Below are 13551 nucleotides of genomic sequence, written 5' to 3'. Positions count from 1 at the left end.
CCCCCCACCTCCCCAGAAAGTCCCCATGACTGAAACCCAGAATCACCCGCGCCCCGGGACGCCCGTCGCCGACGGAAAAACGTTCCGGGACCTCAACGGCAACGGGATCATGGATCCCTTCGAAAATCCCGACCTCAGCCCGCAGGAGCGCGCCGCAGACCTGGTAGGCCGCCTCAGCCTCGAGGAAAAGGCCGGGCTGATGTTCCACACCGTCATCGAGACCGGTCCGGAAGGCACCCTGCTCGAGACCCCGGGCAATATCAGCAAATCGCCCACCAGCACGGTGATCCTGGGCAAGTTCATGAACCACTTCAATGTCCATGCGCTCGGCAGCGCCCGCGAGGCCGCCCGCTGGAGCAACGCCCTGCAGGAGCTGGCCGCGCAAACCCCGCACGGAATTCCCGTGACGATCTCCACAGACCCGCGCCACGCGTTCATCGAAAACTCCGGCGTTTCGTTCACGGCCGCCCATTTCTCGCAGTGGCCCGAGCCGATCGGCCTCGCGGCCGTGGGCAGCACAGACCTCATCCGCCGCTTCGCCGAGATCGCGCGCAAGGAATACACCGCCGTCGGGATCCGCGCGGCGCTGCACCCAACCGTTGACCTTGCCACCGAACCCCGATGGTGCCGGCAGGCCGGGACGTTCGGCCAGGACTCCGCGATCAGCGCAGCCTACGTGGTGGAGTACCTCCAGGGGTTCCAGGGCGAGGAGCTGGGACCGGACAGCGTCGCGTGCACCACCAAGCACTTCCCCGGCGGCGGTCCACAGGCCGACGGCGAGGACGCGCACTTCCCCTACGGCCGCGAGCAGGTCTACCCCGGCGGCCGCTTCGACGAGCACCTGGCTCCGTTCCGGGCGGCAATTGCCGAAAAGACCAGCGCCATCATGCCCTACTACGGAATGCCTGTCGGGGTTGAACTCGACGGCGAGCCGGTTGAGGAAGTCGGTTTCGGTTACAACAAGCAGATCATCACCAACCTCCTGCGGGAAAAACTCGGCTATGACGGCGTGGTCCTCAGCGACTGGGAACTGGTCAATGACAACATCGTGGGCGACCAGGTGCTCCCGGCGCGGGCCTGGGGCGTTGAGGAGCTCACCGCGCCCGAACGCATGCTGAAGATCCTCAACGCCGGCGTGGACCAGTTCGGCGGCGAGGAGTGCACCGACCTGCTGATCGGGCTGGTCCGCGACGGCCTGGTCAGCGAGGAGCGCCTCGACGAGTCCGCGCGCCGGCTGCTGCTGGTCAAGTTCCAGCTGGGCCTGTTCGACAACCCGTTCGTGGATGAGGACGCAGCAGACGCCATTGTGGGGAACGCCGAGTTCCGGCGTGAGGGCCACCGGGCGCAGTCCCGGTCCGTCACCGTGCTGACCAACGGGACGTCCGACGCCGGGCCGGTCCTGCCGCTGTCCGGCTCACCGGCGGTGTACGTGGAAGGAATGGATCCCGCAAGCCTCGACGGCTTCGGGACCGCGGTGCAGGATCCCGCCGAGGCGGACGTTGCCCTGATCCGGCTGCACTCGCCCTGGGACCACCGCGACGACCTGTTCCTGGAGCAGCATTTCCACGCCGGAAGCCTGGATTTCCCGCCGGGCCTCATCTCCCGGCTCCGCACCCTGGCCGAAAAGGTTCCGCTGGTCATCGACGTGCGGCTGGACCGGCCTGCCATCCTCACGCCCCTGGCCGGCTTCGCCACAGCATTGGTGGGCACCTTCGGGGTCTCGGACGGGGCTCTCCTGGACGCCCTGTTCGGACGCATCGGGCCCAGGGGCCGCCTGCCGTTCGAAATCCCCCGGTCCATGGACGCCGTGCGTGCTTCCCGTCCGGACGTACCGGGCGACACCGCAGATCCACTCTTCCCGTTCGGGCATGGCCTGGCCCTGCCCGAACCGGCCGCCGCAACAACCATGGAAACGCCAGGAGACACACTATGAGCCGCAACCTTGGACCAAACCCAAGCATCTCCACCGCCACGCGTCGCCAGCTTCTTGCGGGAGCGGCCGCGTTCGCTGTGACGGGCCTCGCTGCGGCATCCGCGACTCCGGGCCATGCCGCCCGGTCCGCCTCACCCGCTGCATCCGGGCTGGGAGCGCCGCTGTCCCGGGCGCGGAACAAAGAGGGCATCGACCGGAAAACCATCAACCGCTGGGCACACGACACATGGCAGTCCCTGGTTGCCATGACGGATCCTGAAACAGGCCTGCCGGCAGACTACATTGGCGAGTCCACGACCGCTCCGAAGCGCAGCCGCTTCACGTCGCCCACCAATATCGGCGGCTACATGTGGAGCACCGTGGTGGCCCGCGAGCTGAACATCATCAGCGCGAGCGAGTGCCGGGAACGGCTGACGCGCACCCTCACCACGCTGGCCGGGCTCAAGCACCATGAGCCCAGCGGCATGCTCTACAACTGGTACGACGAGGCCACCGGCGAGGTCATCACCATCTGGCCGGAGAACGGGAACCCCGTGGCGCCATTCATGTCCAGCGTCGACAATGGCTGGTTCGCTGCCGCCCTCATGGTGGTCCGCAACGCCGAGCCGAAGGTGGCCGGCTTGGCGAACACCATTCTTGGCAGGATGGACTTCGGGATCTTCTACAACAAGGACGCCCGGGCGGGTGTGGCGGCTGGCCTGCTGCGGGGCGGGTTCTACGACGTCAAACCGACGGTGGAAACTGTCCAGGGCAACTACCTCGGCAAGGGCCCCGACGTCTTCTACACCATGAACCACTACGACATCACCAACTCCGAGCCGCGCATCGCCACGTACATCGGGATAGCCTTGGGCCAGATTCCGCCATCCCACTACTTCGCCACCATGCGCGTCTTCCCCGACACCTGCGACTGGTCCTGGCAGGAACAGAAGCCCGTCGGCGAACACCGGACCTACATGGGCATCGACGTCTTCGAGGGCGCCTACACGTACCGCGGAATGCGGATCGTCCCGAGCTGGGGAGGCGACATGTTTGAGGCTCTGATGCCCGACCTGTTCGTCCCCGAAGCCACCTGGGCACCGAAGGCCTGGGGCATCAACCACCCCCTGACCGTACGGGCGCAGCGCGAATTCGGCTTGGACGAGGCCCAGTACGGATACTGGGGCTTCTCCCCGGCCAGCCACCCCAACGGGGGGTACTCCGAATGGGGCGTGGACATCCTGGGCATGAGCAGCGACGGCTACCCGTCCGACGTCGAACGCACCAGCGTTGACGTGGGCTTTGAGGGCTGCCGGCCGGCCACCAACCCGACGCCGGCCTGGGGCGACGGCGTGGTCACTCCGCACGCGGCGTTCCTCGCCATGGAGTACGAGCCCCAAGAGGCATACGACAACCTCGTGAAGATCGAGAACGACCTCGGCGCCTACGGCCAGGGCGGATTCTTCGATGCCGTGGCCGTGAAGTCCGGAACCATCGCCCGGCGGTACCTCTCGCTGGACCAGGCCATGGTGTTGGGTGCGATCGGCAACGTATTCGGTAACGACGTGATCCGCCGCAACTTCGTCCAGGGCGAGGTGGAGGCGGTCATCAAGCCGCTCATCGCCGACGAGGAGTTCGGCGCGGGCCTGATCGGCTAAAAGCGCTCTCTCACTTAATGTCGCTTAAACCCAAGCGCTCTCTCACCTAATGTCGCTTAAACCCAAGCGCTCTCTCACCTTTCGGCCCGGACGGGTCGAAAGGTGAGAGAGCGCCTCACATCGGGCGGGGATCAGGCGTCGGTGCGGAACACCTGGACCACGGACGGGCGGGGTGCGCGCACCTGGCCGGGAGCCGGCGTCGTGCCTTCCGCGACGTAGTCCGGGAAGAAGGAAACCTGCGTCTCGAACGTGCCGTCCTCGCCCGGGTGCTGCACGGCGACGAACACGCTGCGCTCCTCATCGTGGATGACGGGGCCACAGGTCTCGGCGTCGCGCGGAACAGCCAGGAACTGCTCTACCTTGCCGCGCTCCGCGCCTTCCAGAGTGACCTTGAAGAGCCCGTCCGCGCGGCCGATGCCGGAGGGGGCGCCGTCGGTGGAGATCCAGAGGTTGCCCACGGAGTCGAACGCGAGGTTGTCCGGGCAGGAGATGGGCGAGACCTGGTCCACCGGGAAGCCGGAGAAGTAGGTGACGTCGCCCTGCTTGGGATCGCCGCAGACCATGAGCAGGTTCCAGGTGAAGGTGGTGGAGGTCTGGTCGCCGGTCTCGGTGATTTCCACGATGTGGCCGTCGCGGTTCTGGTTGCGCGGGTTGACCTCGGTGGCGCCTTCGTTCGTACCGGTGCCGCGGTTGGAGTTGTTGGTGCACGCCACGTAAACCTTGCCGGTGTGGAGGCTGGGCTGCACGTCTTCGCAACGGTCCATCTTGGTGGGGCCAACCTTGTCGGCCGCGAGGCGGGTGTAGACCAGGACCTCTTCGACGGTCATGCCCGCAACAGCGGACTTGCCGTCCACCACCAGCGGCAGCCACTGGCCGATGCCGTCGAACGCACCGTCGGCGGGGACTGCCCCGGTGCCGGTGATTTCAGCGGCCGGTGAGTTGCCGGTGAACTTGGCGACGTACAGGTTGCCGGCGGAGAGCAGCGTCATGTTGTGCTTGCGGTCGCCCTCAATGTACTTGTCCTTGGAAACGAACTTGTACAGGTAGTCGAAGCGCTCGTCGTCGCCGGAGTAGGCCACCACGTGGCCGGACTCGGCGATGATGACGTTGGCGCCCTCGTGCTTGAAGCGGCCCAGGGCGGAGTGCTTCTTCGGGGTGGAGGTGGGGTCGAACGGGTCGACTTCCACGATCCAGCCGAAGCGGTTGGCCTCGTTCTCGTAGCCGGGCTTGCGGGTGTCCCAGCGGTCCTCGTCCAGTTCCCACTTGCGGGCGGTTGGCTTGCTGGTGATGCCGTAGCGCTTGTCTCCGGCGGAAGTGCCGTTGCCGACGAAGTAGCCCTGGAAGTTTTCCTCACCGGAGAGGATGGTGCCCCAAGGGGTGGTTCCGCCGGAGCAGTTGCCCAGGGTGCCCTTGATGAAGCGGCCGTCCTTGTCCTCAACGGTCTTGACCAGTGCCGATCCGGCAACGGGGCCGGTCAGTTCGTAGACCGTGCTGTTCAGGTAGCGGCGGTTCAGTGCCGCGCCCTTGACGTAGGTCCACGGCTGGTTCTTGTTGTGGCGCTCCAGCTCCACCACGGTCAGCCCGTGCGCGGCTGCTCCCACTTTGCGCTGCTGCTCGGCCGGCATGGCGGGAGGGAACATGATGGCGTCGTTGGTGTACTCGTGGTTGGAGAACAGAACGGCGCGGCGGCCCTTGCTGCCCGGAATCTCAAGGATGTCCGTGTAGTCGTTGTTGTACCCGAACTGCTTTTCCTGGGCTGCAACCGTCTGGTTGTTCAGGTCCAGCTCCGGCGCGTCGTTGAAGATGGGGTCTCCCCAGCGGATGACCGGCTTCCAGGTGAAGCCTTCCGGCACGGTGACAGCGTCCACCATCGCATCAATCGAGGGAATGGCGGTGAACTGCAGCTTGGACGCGCCGAAGCCTTCCTTCGCGGCCTTGGAGAGGCCGGCGGCCTGTGCGGAGTCCGGCGAGGTGACGGCGCTGCCGAGGACGACGGCGAGGGCACCGGCGGCGCCAAAGCCCAGGGCGGCGCGGCGGGACATGGTGGCGGAGGCGATGTCGCGGAAGTAGCTGTTGGAGCTGGTGTTGCAGACGTCTCCTGCGCAGGCGTTGTCGCACTTCAGGGCGCAGGTGACGGCGCTGCGCTTGCCCTTGGTGTGGCCGAGCATCGGCAGCAGGGTGAACTTGCGGGCAGTTTCAGACATGGTTGCCTTCCAAAAAATCGATGCGGTGCCCTCACCCTGCCAGCCGGTTCCTACGGGGAGCCGTCAGCGAGGTGAACCGGAGGTAAACCCGCCGGTAACCCCTGATGACCTGCGCATATGCGAGAGGGTCGGCCCAAAAGGCGCGTTAAGTGAGAGAGCGTCAGCCCAAAAGGCACGTTAAGTGAGAGAGCGTCGCTGTGGGCTAGTGGGCGGCCAGGAGCGCGTGGACGCGGCGGAGCCGGTCCAGCCACCAGTCCCGCCGTTCCGCGGAAGCCGCGTACCGCTCCAGCAGCCCGGCGTCGGCGGCGACGTCACGCAGGCGGATGGCGCCGTCGTCGGCCACTAACGGATCCCGGGTGATGTCCGATTCGAACAGGGACACCGTCCCCAGACCGCACGCATACGGCAGGTCCGGCAGCGCTGCCGCCAGGGCCAGTCCCGCGCGGATTCCCACCGAGGTGTCCAGGGCGGAACTGACGACGGCGGGCAGCCCGGCCTGTGCCACGATGTCCAGGGCGCGCCGCACTCCCCCGAGCGGTGCCACCTTGACCACGATCAGGTCCGCCGCGCCGGCGCGGGCAACCCGCAGGGGGTCGGATTCCTTGCGGACGCTTTCGTCGGCCGCGATCAGCACCGGCGTTCCTGCCTCGCGCAGGGCGCGCCGCACCTGCGCCAGGCCCTCAACCGTGGGCACCGGCTGCTCGGCGTATTCAAGCCCGACGGCGGCCAGCCGGGTGAGTGCCTCGACGGCGGCCGGAACGTCCCAGCCGCCGTTGGCGTCGACGCGGACGGCGGCGTCCGGGAGGGCCGAGCGGACGGCGGCGAGGCGGGCGGCGTCGTCGTCCAGCGTTTGTCCCTGCTCGGCCACCTTGACCTTGACCGCGTCCACCCGGCCGAAGCGTGCCAGGACGTCCGGCACGCGGTCCGCGGGTACGGCGGGAACCGTGGCGTTGACGGGGATCACGGAACGCAGCGTTGCGGGGAAGCCATGCCAGCCGGCTTCGACGGCGGCGGCGAGCCAGCGGGAAGCCTCGGCGTCGCCGTATTCGGGGAACGGGCAGAACTCGCCCCAGCCGGCGGGGCCGTGCAGCAGCAGGGACTCGCGCTCCATGATGCCGCGGAACTTGACCCGCATGGGCAGGCTCACGACGTGCGCGCCGGCCAGGAGTTCCTCGAACGGGGGCACGGTGGGCAGCGGCGTGGGCATGGACCCACTGTACAAGCGGGGGCTAGATCCACCTGTTGTGGCGGAAGGTCCCGTAGAGCGCCAGCCCCATGGCAATCATCAGGCCAAGGGCGAACGGGTAGCCGAACACCCAGTCGAGCTCCGGCATGGAGCGGAAGTTCATGCCGTAGATGGTTCCCACCAGCGTGGGCGCAAACAGGATGGCCGCCCAGGAGGAAATCCGCTTGACCTGCTCGCTCTGGGCGATGCTGGATTCCGTGAGGCGGCGCATCTCGTCGTTCTGCCGCTGGGCCACGAGCGCGGCGTTCACGGCCAGTGCGTTCTGCAGCAGCACACGGAAGGATGCCACGCGTTCATTGAGCCGGAGCACGTGGTCCAGCACGTCGCGGAAGTGGTCCTGGAGTTCCGGATCGGGCTCCCGCTCCGGCGTCCCGGCCATGAGCACCTGCAGGATCCCTGCCAGCGGGCTGGTGGCGCGCTGGAACATGATGACCTGGCGGGAAAGCTCGTAGATGCGCCGGGAAACCTCCGGGTCCGCCCCGAAGAGGTCGTCCTCGATCTCGTCAATGTCGTTTTCAAGCCCCGCCGCCACGGGTTCGTACTCGTCCACCACCTGGTCCAGGATGCCGTAAAGGACCGCATCCGGGCCCAGGGCCAGGAACTCCGGCATGGCCTCCATCCGCCGGCGCACCTTGGCCAGGTCCGGGGATTCGGCATGCCGCACGGTCACTACGTAGTCGGCGCCGACAAAGACGTGGATCTCGCCGAAGTCCACCTTCTCCACATCATCCAGGTAGCGGGCCGGCCGCAGCACCAGGAAGACGCACTCGCCGTAATGCTCCAGTTTGGCGCGTTGATGGCCGGCCAGGGCGTCCTCGACGGCGAGCGCGCTGAGGTCGAATTCCTCGGCCACCGACTGCAGTTCCGCGGGGTCCGGCCGGTAGAGGCCGATCCACGCCATCCCCTCGCGCTGGCGGAGCACGAAGTAGGTTTCGTCCAGGCTGCCCGGATCCTCCGTCCGCAGCCCGTCGACGTATACGGCGTTGTCGATGATGGTCACGGCTGGCCTCCTTTGTGTCTGCGTCCTCCTCCGGCAGGTGCACGGCGGTGGTGTCAGGAACCGTCCCCGCCGTCAGGCTGTCCCGGTTTCGCGGCGCCGCATCGCTGCCGCGGCCACGGCGGCAGTAGCCACGGCAATGGCCAGCATCCACCACGCTCCGCTCCAGTCCGTCGTCGAACCACTCGGAACAGGGGTGTGGGTGAACGGCGAGAGGTCGCGGATGGCCTGGTCCAGCCCCAGCATCCCGCCAAAGATGCCCAGCACCACGCCCGCGCCCAGGAATGCCCAGCTGGCAGCGATGGTTGCCGATGGCCACAGGACGAACACCAGCGCCGGGACGGCAAGGTAGATGAACGCCGCGGGAAGCTGGGCTGCGGCGGTCTCCCAGATGGCGCCGGCGTCCATCGAGTCCTCGCCGGCTGCCGCCAGCGAGGCCCAGGCCCCGAACGCCGTCAGGAACATCACCAGGACCACCGAGGCCGCGCCCAGCAGGAGGTAGCTGGCCAGCCAGCGCATCCGGCTGACGGGGGTGGCGAGGAGGAGTTCGGCCGTGCCGGCAGCCTCCTCCTGCCGCATCCTGATGATGGCCTGCAGCGCGCAGGCGGCTGCCAGGATCCCGGCGACCGAAAACATGGCTGACACCATCAGCTGGGTCAGGGACACACCCTGCGCCTGGATCATGGCCCGCAGGGCGGATGTGACACTGCTGTTGACAGTGTCCGCGGCGGCGATGGCGCTGCCGATGGACCCGGCCAGCAGCCCCATCGCCAGCCCGCCGATGCTCCAGCCGATGATCGACCCCGCCTGCAGCCGCAGCGCCAGGGCCGCAGGGCTGTTCAACCCGGGGCGGGCAGCAGCACGGCCGGGAAGCGCGCCCCACACGCTCGCGCCGCTGTCACGCCGGTTCAGGATGAGCCAGACCGCACCCCCGCAGGCGACGGCGAGCGCCAGCGGCAGGAGCAGCGGCCACCACCGGTCGCCGGTGTACGCGAACGTCTGCTGGCCCCAGCCGATTGGGGAAAACCAACTGGCGGGCCCCGCTGTGACCACCGTCCCGCCCGGGTCCGGCGTTCCGGTGGCGTCCCCGATGCCCCTCAGGATGTACGCCAGGACAACGAGCGCCGCGGAGAACCCGTTGGCGCCGCGGGATGTGGCCATCAGCTGGGCCACCAGCAGGCCTATGCCCAGGAAGGCCAGCCCGACGGCGCCCGTGGCGGCTCCCGCAACCAGGGCACCTGTGGGATCAAGCCCCGCCGCCGTGAAGCCGGCGAACACCGCGAGCGCCACGAGGACGTTGGCAGCGGTCCCGTGCAGGATCGTCGCAGCCGCGGGAGTCAGGCGCCCCGCGGGGGTGGATGCCACCAGTTCCGCGGCGCCGGTTTCCTCGTCGGCCCGGGCATGCCGCACAGCGAGGAAGGTGCTCATCAGGCCTGCCAGCAGGGCGAGGAAGGAGTAGATCTGGAAGAAGGTGAAGGCGCCGACGCCCGCCCCGCGCGCCAGGCCGCGGAGCATCAGGATCGCGGGTGTGGCAACCGCTATCTGCAGGAGCTCCGCCCGGCTGGATTCGTCGCCGTAGGTCTGTTGGATCGCCGTTGCCGAGAACAGGGCGAGGGCGCCGATGCCCAGCACCCAGATGGCCAGCTGCCAGCGGTCACGCCGCAGCCGCTGGCTCCACAGGATCCGGAGCTCGCGCACCTCAGCCACGGCCCCTCGCGCCGAGCAGGTGCCGCCGCCGGGCGTGCTGGGCAGGCCCGTTCTCCGCAGTCTCCGCGTTGGCCTGCACCGAGGTGTCACCATAGTGGCGCAGGAACAGCTCCTCCAGGGACGGCGGCGTGATGGTCAGCCCCTGGACGCCCAGGGCTCCCAGGGCCGGAAGCACCTCCGCAATCCGGTCCGAGTCGGCACCAAACCTGACCCTGCCGCCGTCGGCCGTCAGGTCATGCACAGCGCCCAGCTGAGCCAGGGAACCGGTGTCCAGCCCGTCCGCTGCGAAGGAAACCTCCGTGCGCGTGAGGTGGCGCAGCGAGTCCAGCGTGCCGCCGTCCACGATCCTGCCGGCGCGGATGATGCTGACGCGGTGGCATAGCACTTCCACCTCGGAGAGGATGTGGCTGGACAGGAGCACCGTTGCACCGCGTCCGACGGCGGCCAGCGCCTCCCGCCGGAACACCGCCTCCATGAGCGGGTCAAGGCCGCTCGTGGGCTCGTCAAAGAGGTAGAGCTCGGCGTCCGTCACCAGGGCCGCGATCAGTGCCACCTTCTGGCGGTTGCCCTTGGAGTAGGCGCGGCCCTTCTTTCCCGGGTCGAAGTCGAACGCTTCACAGAGACGGTCCTTGCGCTCCCGGTAGCTGCGGGAGTCGGAGGTGCCGCCGCGGAGGCGGGAGAGGAGGTCGATGGTCTCGCCGCCGGACAGGTTGGGCCAGAGCCGGACGTCGCCGGGGACATAGGCGAGGCGGCGGTGCAGCTCTACCGACTGTGTCCACGGGTCGAGGCCCAGGACGGTGGCCGTGCCGGAGGTGGCCTTGGCCAGGCCCAGCAGGACGCGGAGGGTGGTTGACTTGCCCGCACCGTTGGGGCCAAGGAACCCGTGGATCTCGCCGCGCTGGACCTCCAGGTTGAGTCCGTCGAGGGCCCGCACCCGGCCAAAATGCTTGTGCAATTCAACAGTGTGGATGATGGCTTCCATAGTCCGGACACTACTCAGATTCATCCGTTTGTGAAGGGCCGAAAGTCGGCCCTTGGAGGGTGCCGCGCAGCCCTTCCAGTGGCCCTTTCAGCTGCACAGCCCTTCCAATCCATATCCATATGGATATATAATCGCGGCATGGCACGGGCGGCAACAACAGCGGACGCGTTCAACGCGGTGGCGGAACCCCGCCGGCGCGAAATCCTGGACGCCCTGGCCGCCGGCGAACGGCCGGTCAGCGAGATCGTTGACCTGCTCGGCCTGGCCCAGCCGCACGTGTCCCGGCACCTGCGGGTCCTTCGCGAGGTGGGCGCCGTCGTGGTCCGCGACGAAGGGCGGCAGCGGGTGTACCGGCTGAACCCGCAGGCGCTGAAGCCTATCCACGACTGGGTTTCGGGCTACCAGCATCTCTGGAACGAGCGCTTCGAGCTGCTCGATGACGTTCTCGAGGATCTTCAACAGGAAGACACGCAAGAGTAGGGAGCAGGGCAATGGCACCAACAAACACCTTGGACATCAGCTTCCCCACCGACGAGGAAATCCTCATCACGCGCACGGTCAACGCACCCCGGCCTCTCGTCTACAAGGCCTGGACCACGCCGGAACTGGTCAGGAGGTGGTGGCCCGGCCGGCGCGGCGGGATGACCGTGGCGGACATGGACTTCCGTGTGGGCGGGGCCTGGCGGTACGTCATGGTGGCGCACGGCGAATTCGAGGTGGCCTTCCACGGGACGTACCGGGAGATCGTCCCGAACGAGCGGATCGTCCACACCGAGGTGATGGAGACGCCGGGAACGCGGCCGGACAGCGAGGAGGGTGCCGTGGTCACCACGGTCACCTTTGAGGAGACCGACGGCGGCGCGACCGTGGTGCGCATCCGCACCAACGCGGGCAGCAAGGAAGTCCGGGACATGATCGCGCAGTCCGGCATGGAGGGCGGCGTGCGGGAACAGTTCGAGATCATCGAGGAGCTGGCGGCTGCGCTCGGCTGACCCCCGCCCCTTCCCAACTAGGTAGCGCTAAGTGTCGTTCTGGAGCGTCAAAACGACACTTAGCGCTACCTACTTGGGAGGGAGGCAACCCGCACTCCTGATCCTGTAACAGTTGTTACACTTCATGGTGTGACTTCCCTTGAACAAGCGCCCTGGCTGGTGATGCTCGTGCAGGTACCCTCGGAGCCTTCGCGGCACCGGGTGGCGGTCTGGCGTGAACTCCGGCGCTTCGGCGCGGTCCCCGTCGGGCAGGGCGCCTGGACGGCGCCCGACGTGCCCGCCTGCCGCGAAGGCGCGAAGAAGGCCAAGGAGCTGGCCGCCGCCGGAAACGGCGAGGTGCTCCTGCTCACCACCGCGCCGGCCGACGACGACGCCGCCAGGCTGCGTGGACTCTTCACCGCTGCACGCGCGGAGGAGTGGGCGGAATTCGTTGCCGACTGCGGCAAGTTCACCGACGAGATCGCGAAGGAAATCGCCAAGCGGAAGTTCACGCTGGCCGAGCTTGAGGAGGAGGAGCAGAGCCTGGACCGGCTGCGCCGCTGGTTCCGCGCCCTCCGGACCAAGGACGTCTTCGGCAGCCCGGCTTCGGCGGGTGCCGAGCGGAAGCTCGGTGACTGCGCCGCAGCCCTGGACGGTTTTGCCGCCCTCGTCTACGGCAAGGTGCACTCGTGACGGCCGCCCGCACCGCTGCAGCCAAGGCCGCCAGCGTCTCCGCGCCCCTCTACGCCGCCGGGTTCGTGACGGCATTCGGCGCCCACAGCATCGCGGCGGGCCTGGGCGCGCAAAGCGGGAACATCGGCCTGACGCTGCTTAACCTGGGCATCCTCCTCGCCCTGTACGACGTTTCCGAGGTCTTCCTCAAGCCGGTCTTCGGCGCCCTGAGCGACAGGATCGGCGCCAAACCCGTCATCGTCGGCGGGCTGCTCGCTTTTGCCGCACTGTCCCTGATCGGGCTCTGGGCGGCGGACCCGCTGATGCTGGCCCTGGCGCGGCTCGGCCAGGGCGCGGCGGCATCCGCGTTCTCGCCGGCGTCGTCCGCCATGGTGGCCCGGCTCGCACGGGGCGGAAATGCGGGCACCTACTTCGGCAGGTACGGGTCGTGGAAAAGCCTGGGCTACATCATCGGGCCGCTGCTGGGCGCGGGCCTGATCTGGGCCGGCGGCTTCGCCCTGCTTTTCGGCACCCTGTCCGTGCTCGCGGCAGCCACGGCAGTCTGGGTCCTGCTGGCCGTGCCGCACCTTGAACCCCTGCCCCGCCAGCGGTACACCGTGCTGGACCTCGCACGGCAGGTGGGCGAGCGGCGCTTCCTCGTTCCCACGCTGGTCCTGGCGGCATCGACGGCGGCGCTCGGAGCCGCCGTCGGATTCCTCCCGGCGCTGGCCACGAGGCACGGCCTGGACGCCGTCGCCGGCACCGCCGCTGTCAGCCTCCTGGCGCTCGGGTCCGTCCTGACCCAGCCGCGGGTCGGCCGGCTGCGGGACCGGAACCGCATCACCGACAACAAGGGCACGACGGCGGGGCTCCTCCTCATCGCGGCGGGTGTCGGCGTGCTCGCGGCCGCCCCGGGCCCGGTCACCATCTTCCTTGCCGCTGCGGCAATCGGGGTCGGCGTGGGGGCGGCCACGCCGCTGGGTTTCGCGCACCTGGCGGACACCACCCCGCCCGAGCGCATGGGCCGCACCATGGGCTCCGCCGAACTCGGGCGCGAACTCGGCGACGCCGGCGGGCCGCTGCTGGTAGGGGGCGTGGCCACGCTGACCGCCCTGCCCTTCGGACTCGGCGCCCTCGCGCTGTTGATAGCAGCGGCCAGCCTCCCCCGCCTCGCCCCGGCCGGCCCGCCCCCGCCCAACTAG

11 protein-coding genes are annotated in these 13551 nt (G+C 68.4%); 6 read left to right on the top strand and 5 right to left on the bottom strand.

Annotated elements, in window-relative coordinates; translation table 11 throughout:
* Positions 1-25: 25 nt before the first annotated feature.
* The gene (locus tag PV768_RS04800) at positions 26-1933 is read left to right on the top strand and encodes a glycoside hydrolase family 3 protein (RefSeq protein ID WP_421092417.1); all 1908 of its coding nucleotides are present in this window, start codon (positions 26-28) and stop codon (positions 1931-1933) included.
* Positions 1930-3570: a glucoamylase family protein gene (locus tag PV768_RS04795; RefSeq protein ID WP_157241506.1), complete on the top strand. Its 1641-nt coding sequence runs from the start codon at positions 1930-1932 to the stop codon at positions 3568-3570. The genes PV768_RS04800 and PV768_RS04795 overlap by 4 nt, the downstream gene beginning before the upstream one ends.
* Before the next feature lie 131 nt (positions 3571-3701).
* On the opposite strand, the gene PV768_RS04790 is transcribed toward PV768_RS04795, so the two are convergent.
* The 5 genes from PV768_RS04790 to PV768_RS04770 form a co-directional block, all read right to left on the bottom strand.
* Positions 3702-5774: a PhoX family protein gene (locus PV768_RS04790; protein ID WP_157241505.1), complete on the bottom strand. Its 2073-nt coding sequence runs from the start codon at positions 5772-5774 to the stop codon at positions 3702-3704.
* A 202-nt stretch (positions 5775-5976) separates the two neighbouring features.
* Positions 5977-6981, bottom strand: a complete 1005-nt coding sequence (locus tag PV768_RS04785) for an o-succinylbenzoate synthase (protein WP_421092416.1) — start codon at positions 6979-6981, stop codon at positions 5977-5979.
* A 22-nt stretch (positions 6982-7003) separates the two neighbouring features.
* Positions 7004-8020 carry a magnesium and cobalt transport protein CorA gene (locus tag PV768_RS04780; protein ID WP_321214176.1) on the bottom strand — a complete coding sequence of 339 codons (1017 nt, stop codon included), beginning with the start codon at positions 8018-8020 and terminating at the stop codon, positions 7004-7006.
* Positions 8021-8092: 72 nt separating this feature from the next.
* Entirely contained in the window at positions 8093-9724 is a 1632-nt protein-coding gene (locus PV768_RS04775; RefSeq protein ID WP_421092415.1) for an ABC transporter permease, read from the bottom strand.
* Positions 9717-10706, bottom strand: a complete 990-nt coding sequence (locus PV768_RS04770; RefSeq protein ID WP_321214178.1) for an ABC transporter ATP-binding protein — start codon at positions 10704-10706, stop codon at positions 9717-9719. Before PV768_RS04770 ends, PV768_RS04775 begins: the two co-directional genes overlap by 8 nt.
* A gap of 138 nt (positions 10707-10844) precedes the next feature.
* Between PV768_RS04770 and PV768_RS04765 the strand changes: the two genes are divergently transcribed.
* From PV768_RS04765 to PV768_RS04750, 4 genes are all read left to right on the top strand, one after another.
* Positions 10845-11186: an ArsR/SmtB family transcription factor gene (locus tag PV768_RS04765; protein ID WP_157241502.1), complete on the top strand. Its 342-nt coding sequence runs from the start codon at positions 10845-10847 to the stop codon at positions 11184-11186.
* Between the two features lie 11 nt (positions 11187-11197).
* Positions 11198-11698 (top strand): SRPBCC family protein, encoded by a 501-nt coding sequence (locus tag PV768_RS04760; protein ID WP_421092414.1) that lies wholly within the window; start codon positions 11198-11200, stop codon positions 11696-11698.
* A 129-nt stretch (positions 11699-11827) separates the two neighbouring features.
* Positions 11828-12370, top strand: a complete 543-nt coding sequence (locus PV768_RS04755; RefSeq protein WP_421092413.1) for a Chromate resistance protein ChrB — start codon at positions 11828-11830, stop codon at positions 12368-12370.
* Positions 12367-13551 (top strand): MFS transporter, encoded by a 1185-nt coding sequence (locus PV768_RS04750; protein WP_421092412.1) that lies wholly within the window; start codon positions 12367-12369, stop codon positions 13549-13551. Before PV768_RS04755 ends, PV768_RS04750 begins: the two co-directional genes overlap by 4 nt.

The organism is Pseudarthrobacter sp. CC4 (assembly GCF_048957775.1).
GTDB lineage: Bacteria > Actinomycetota > Actinomycetes > Actinomycetales > Micrococcaceae > Arthrobacter.
Note: the sequence above shows the minus strand (reverse complement) of the source record. Positions and strands in the feature narration are given on the sequence as shown.

Bases quoted from the DNA above. Each gene is read 5' to 3' on its own strand.
- PV768_RS04790 (WP_157241505.1), bottom strand. From the start codon at position 5,774: ATGTCTGAAACTGCCCGCAAGTTCACCCTGCTGCCGATGCTCGGCCAC.
- PV768_RS04785 (WP_421092416.1), bottom strand. From the start codon at position 6,981: ATGCCCACGCCGCTGCCCACCGTGCCCCCGTTCGAGGAACTCCTGGCC.
- PV768_RS04800 (WP_421092417.1), top strand. From the start codon at position 26: ATGACTGAAACCCAGAATCACCCGCGCCCCGGGACGCCCGTCGCCGAC.
- PV768_RS04795 (WP_157241506.1), top strand. From the start codon at position 1,930: ATGAGCCGCAACCTTGGACCAAACCCAAGCATCTCCACCGCCACGCGT.
- PV768_RS04765 (WP_157241502.1), top strand. From the start codon at position 10,845: ATGGCACGGGCGGCAACAACAGCGGACGCGTTCAACGCGGTGGCGGAA.
- PV768_RS04770 (WP_321214178.1), bottom strand. From the start codon at position 10,706: ATGGAAGCCATCATCCACACTGTTGAATTGCACAAGCATTTTGGCCGG.
- PV768_RS04760 (WP_421092414.1), top strand. From the start codon at position 11,198: ATGGCACCAACAAACACCTTGGACATCAGCTTCCCCACCGACGAGGAA.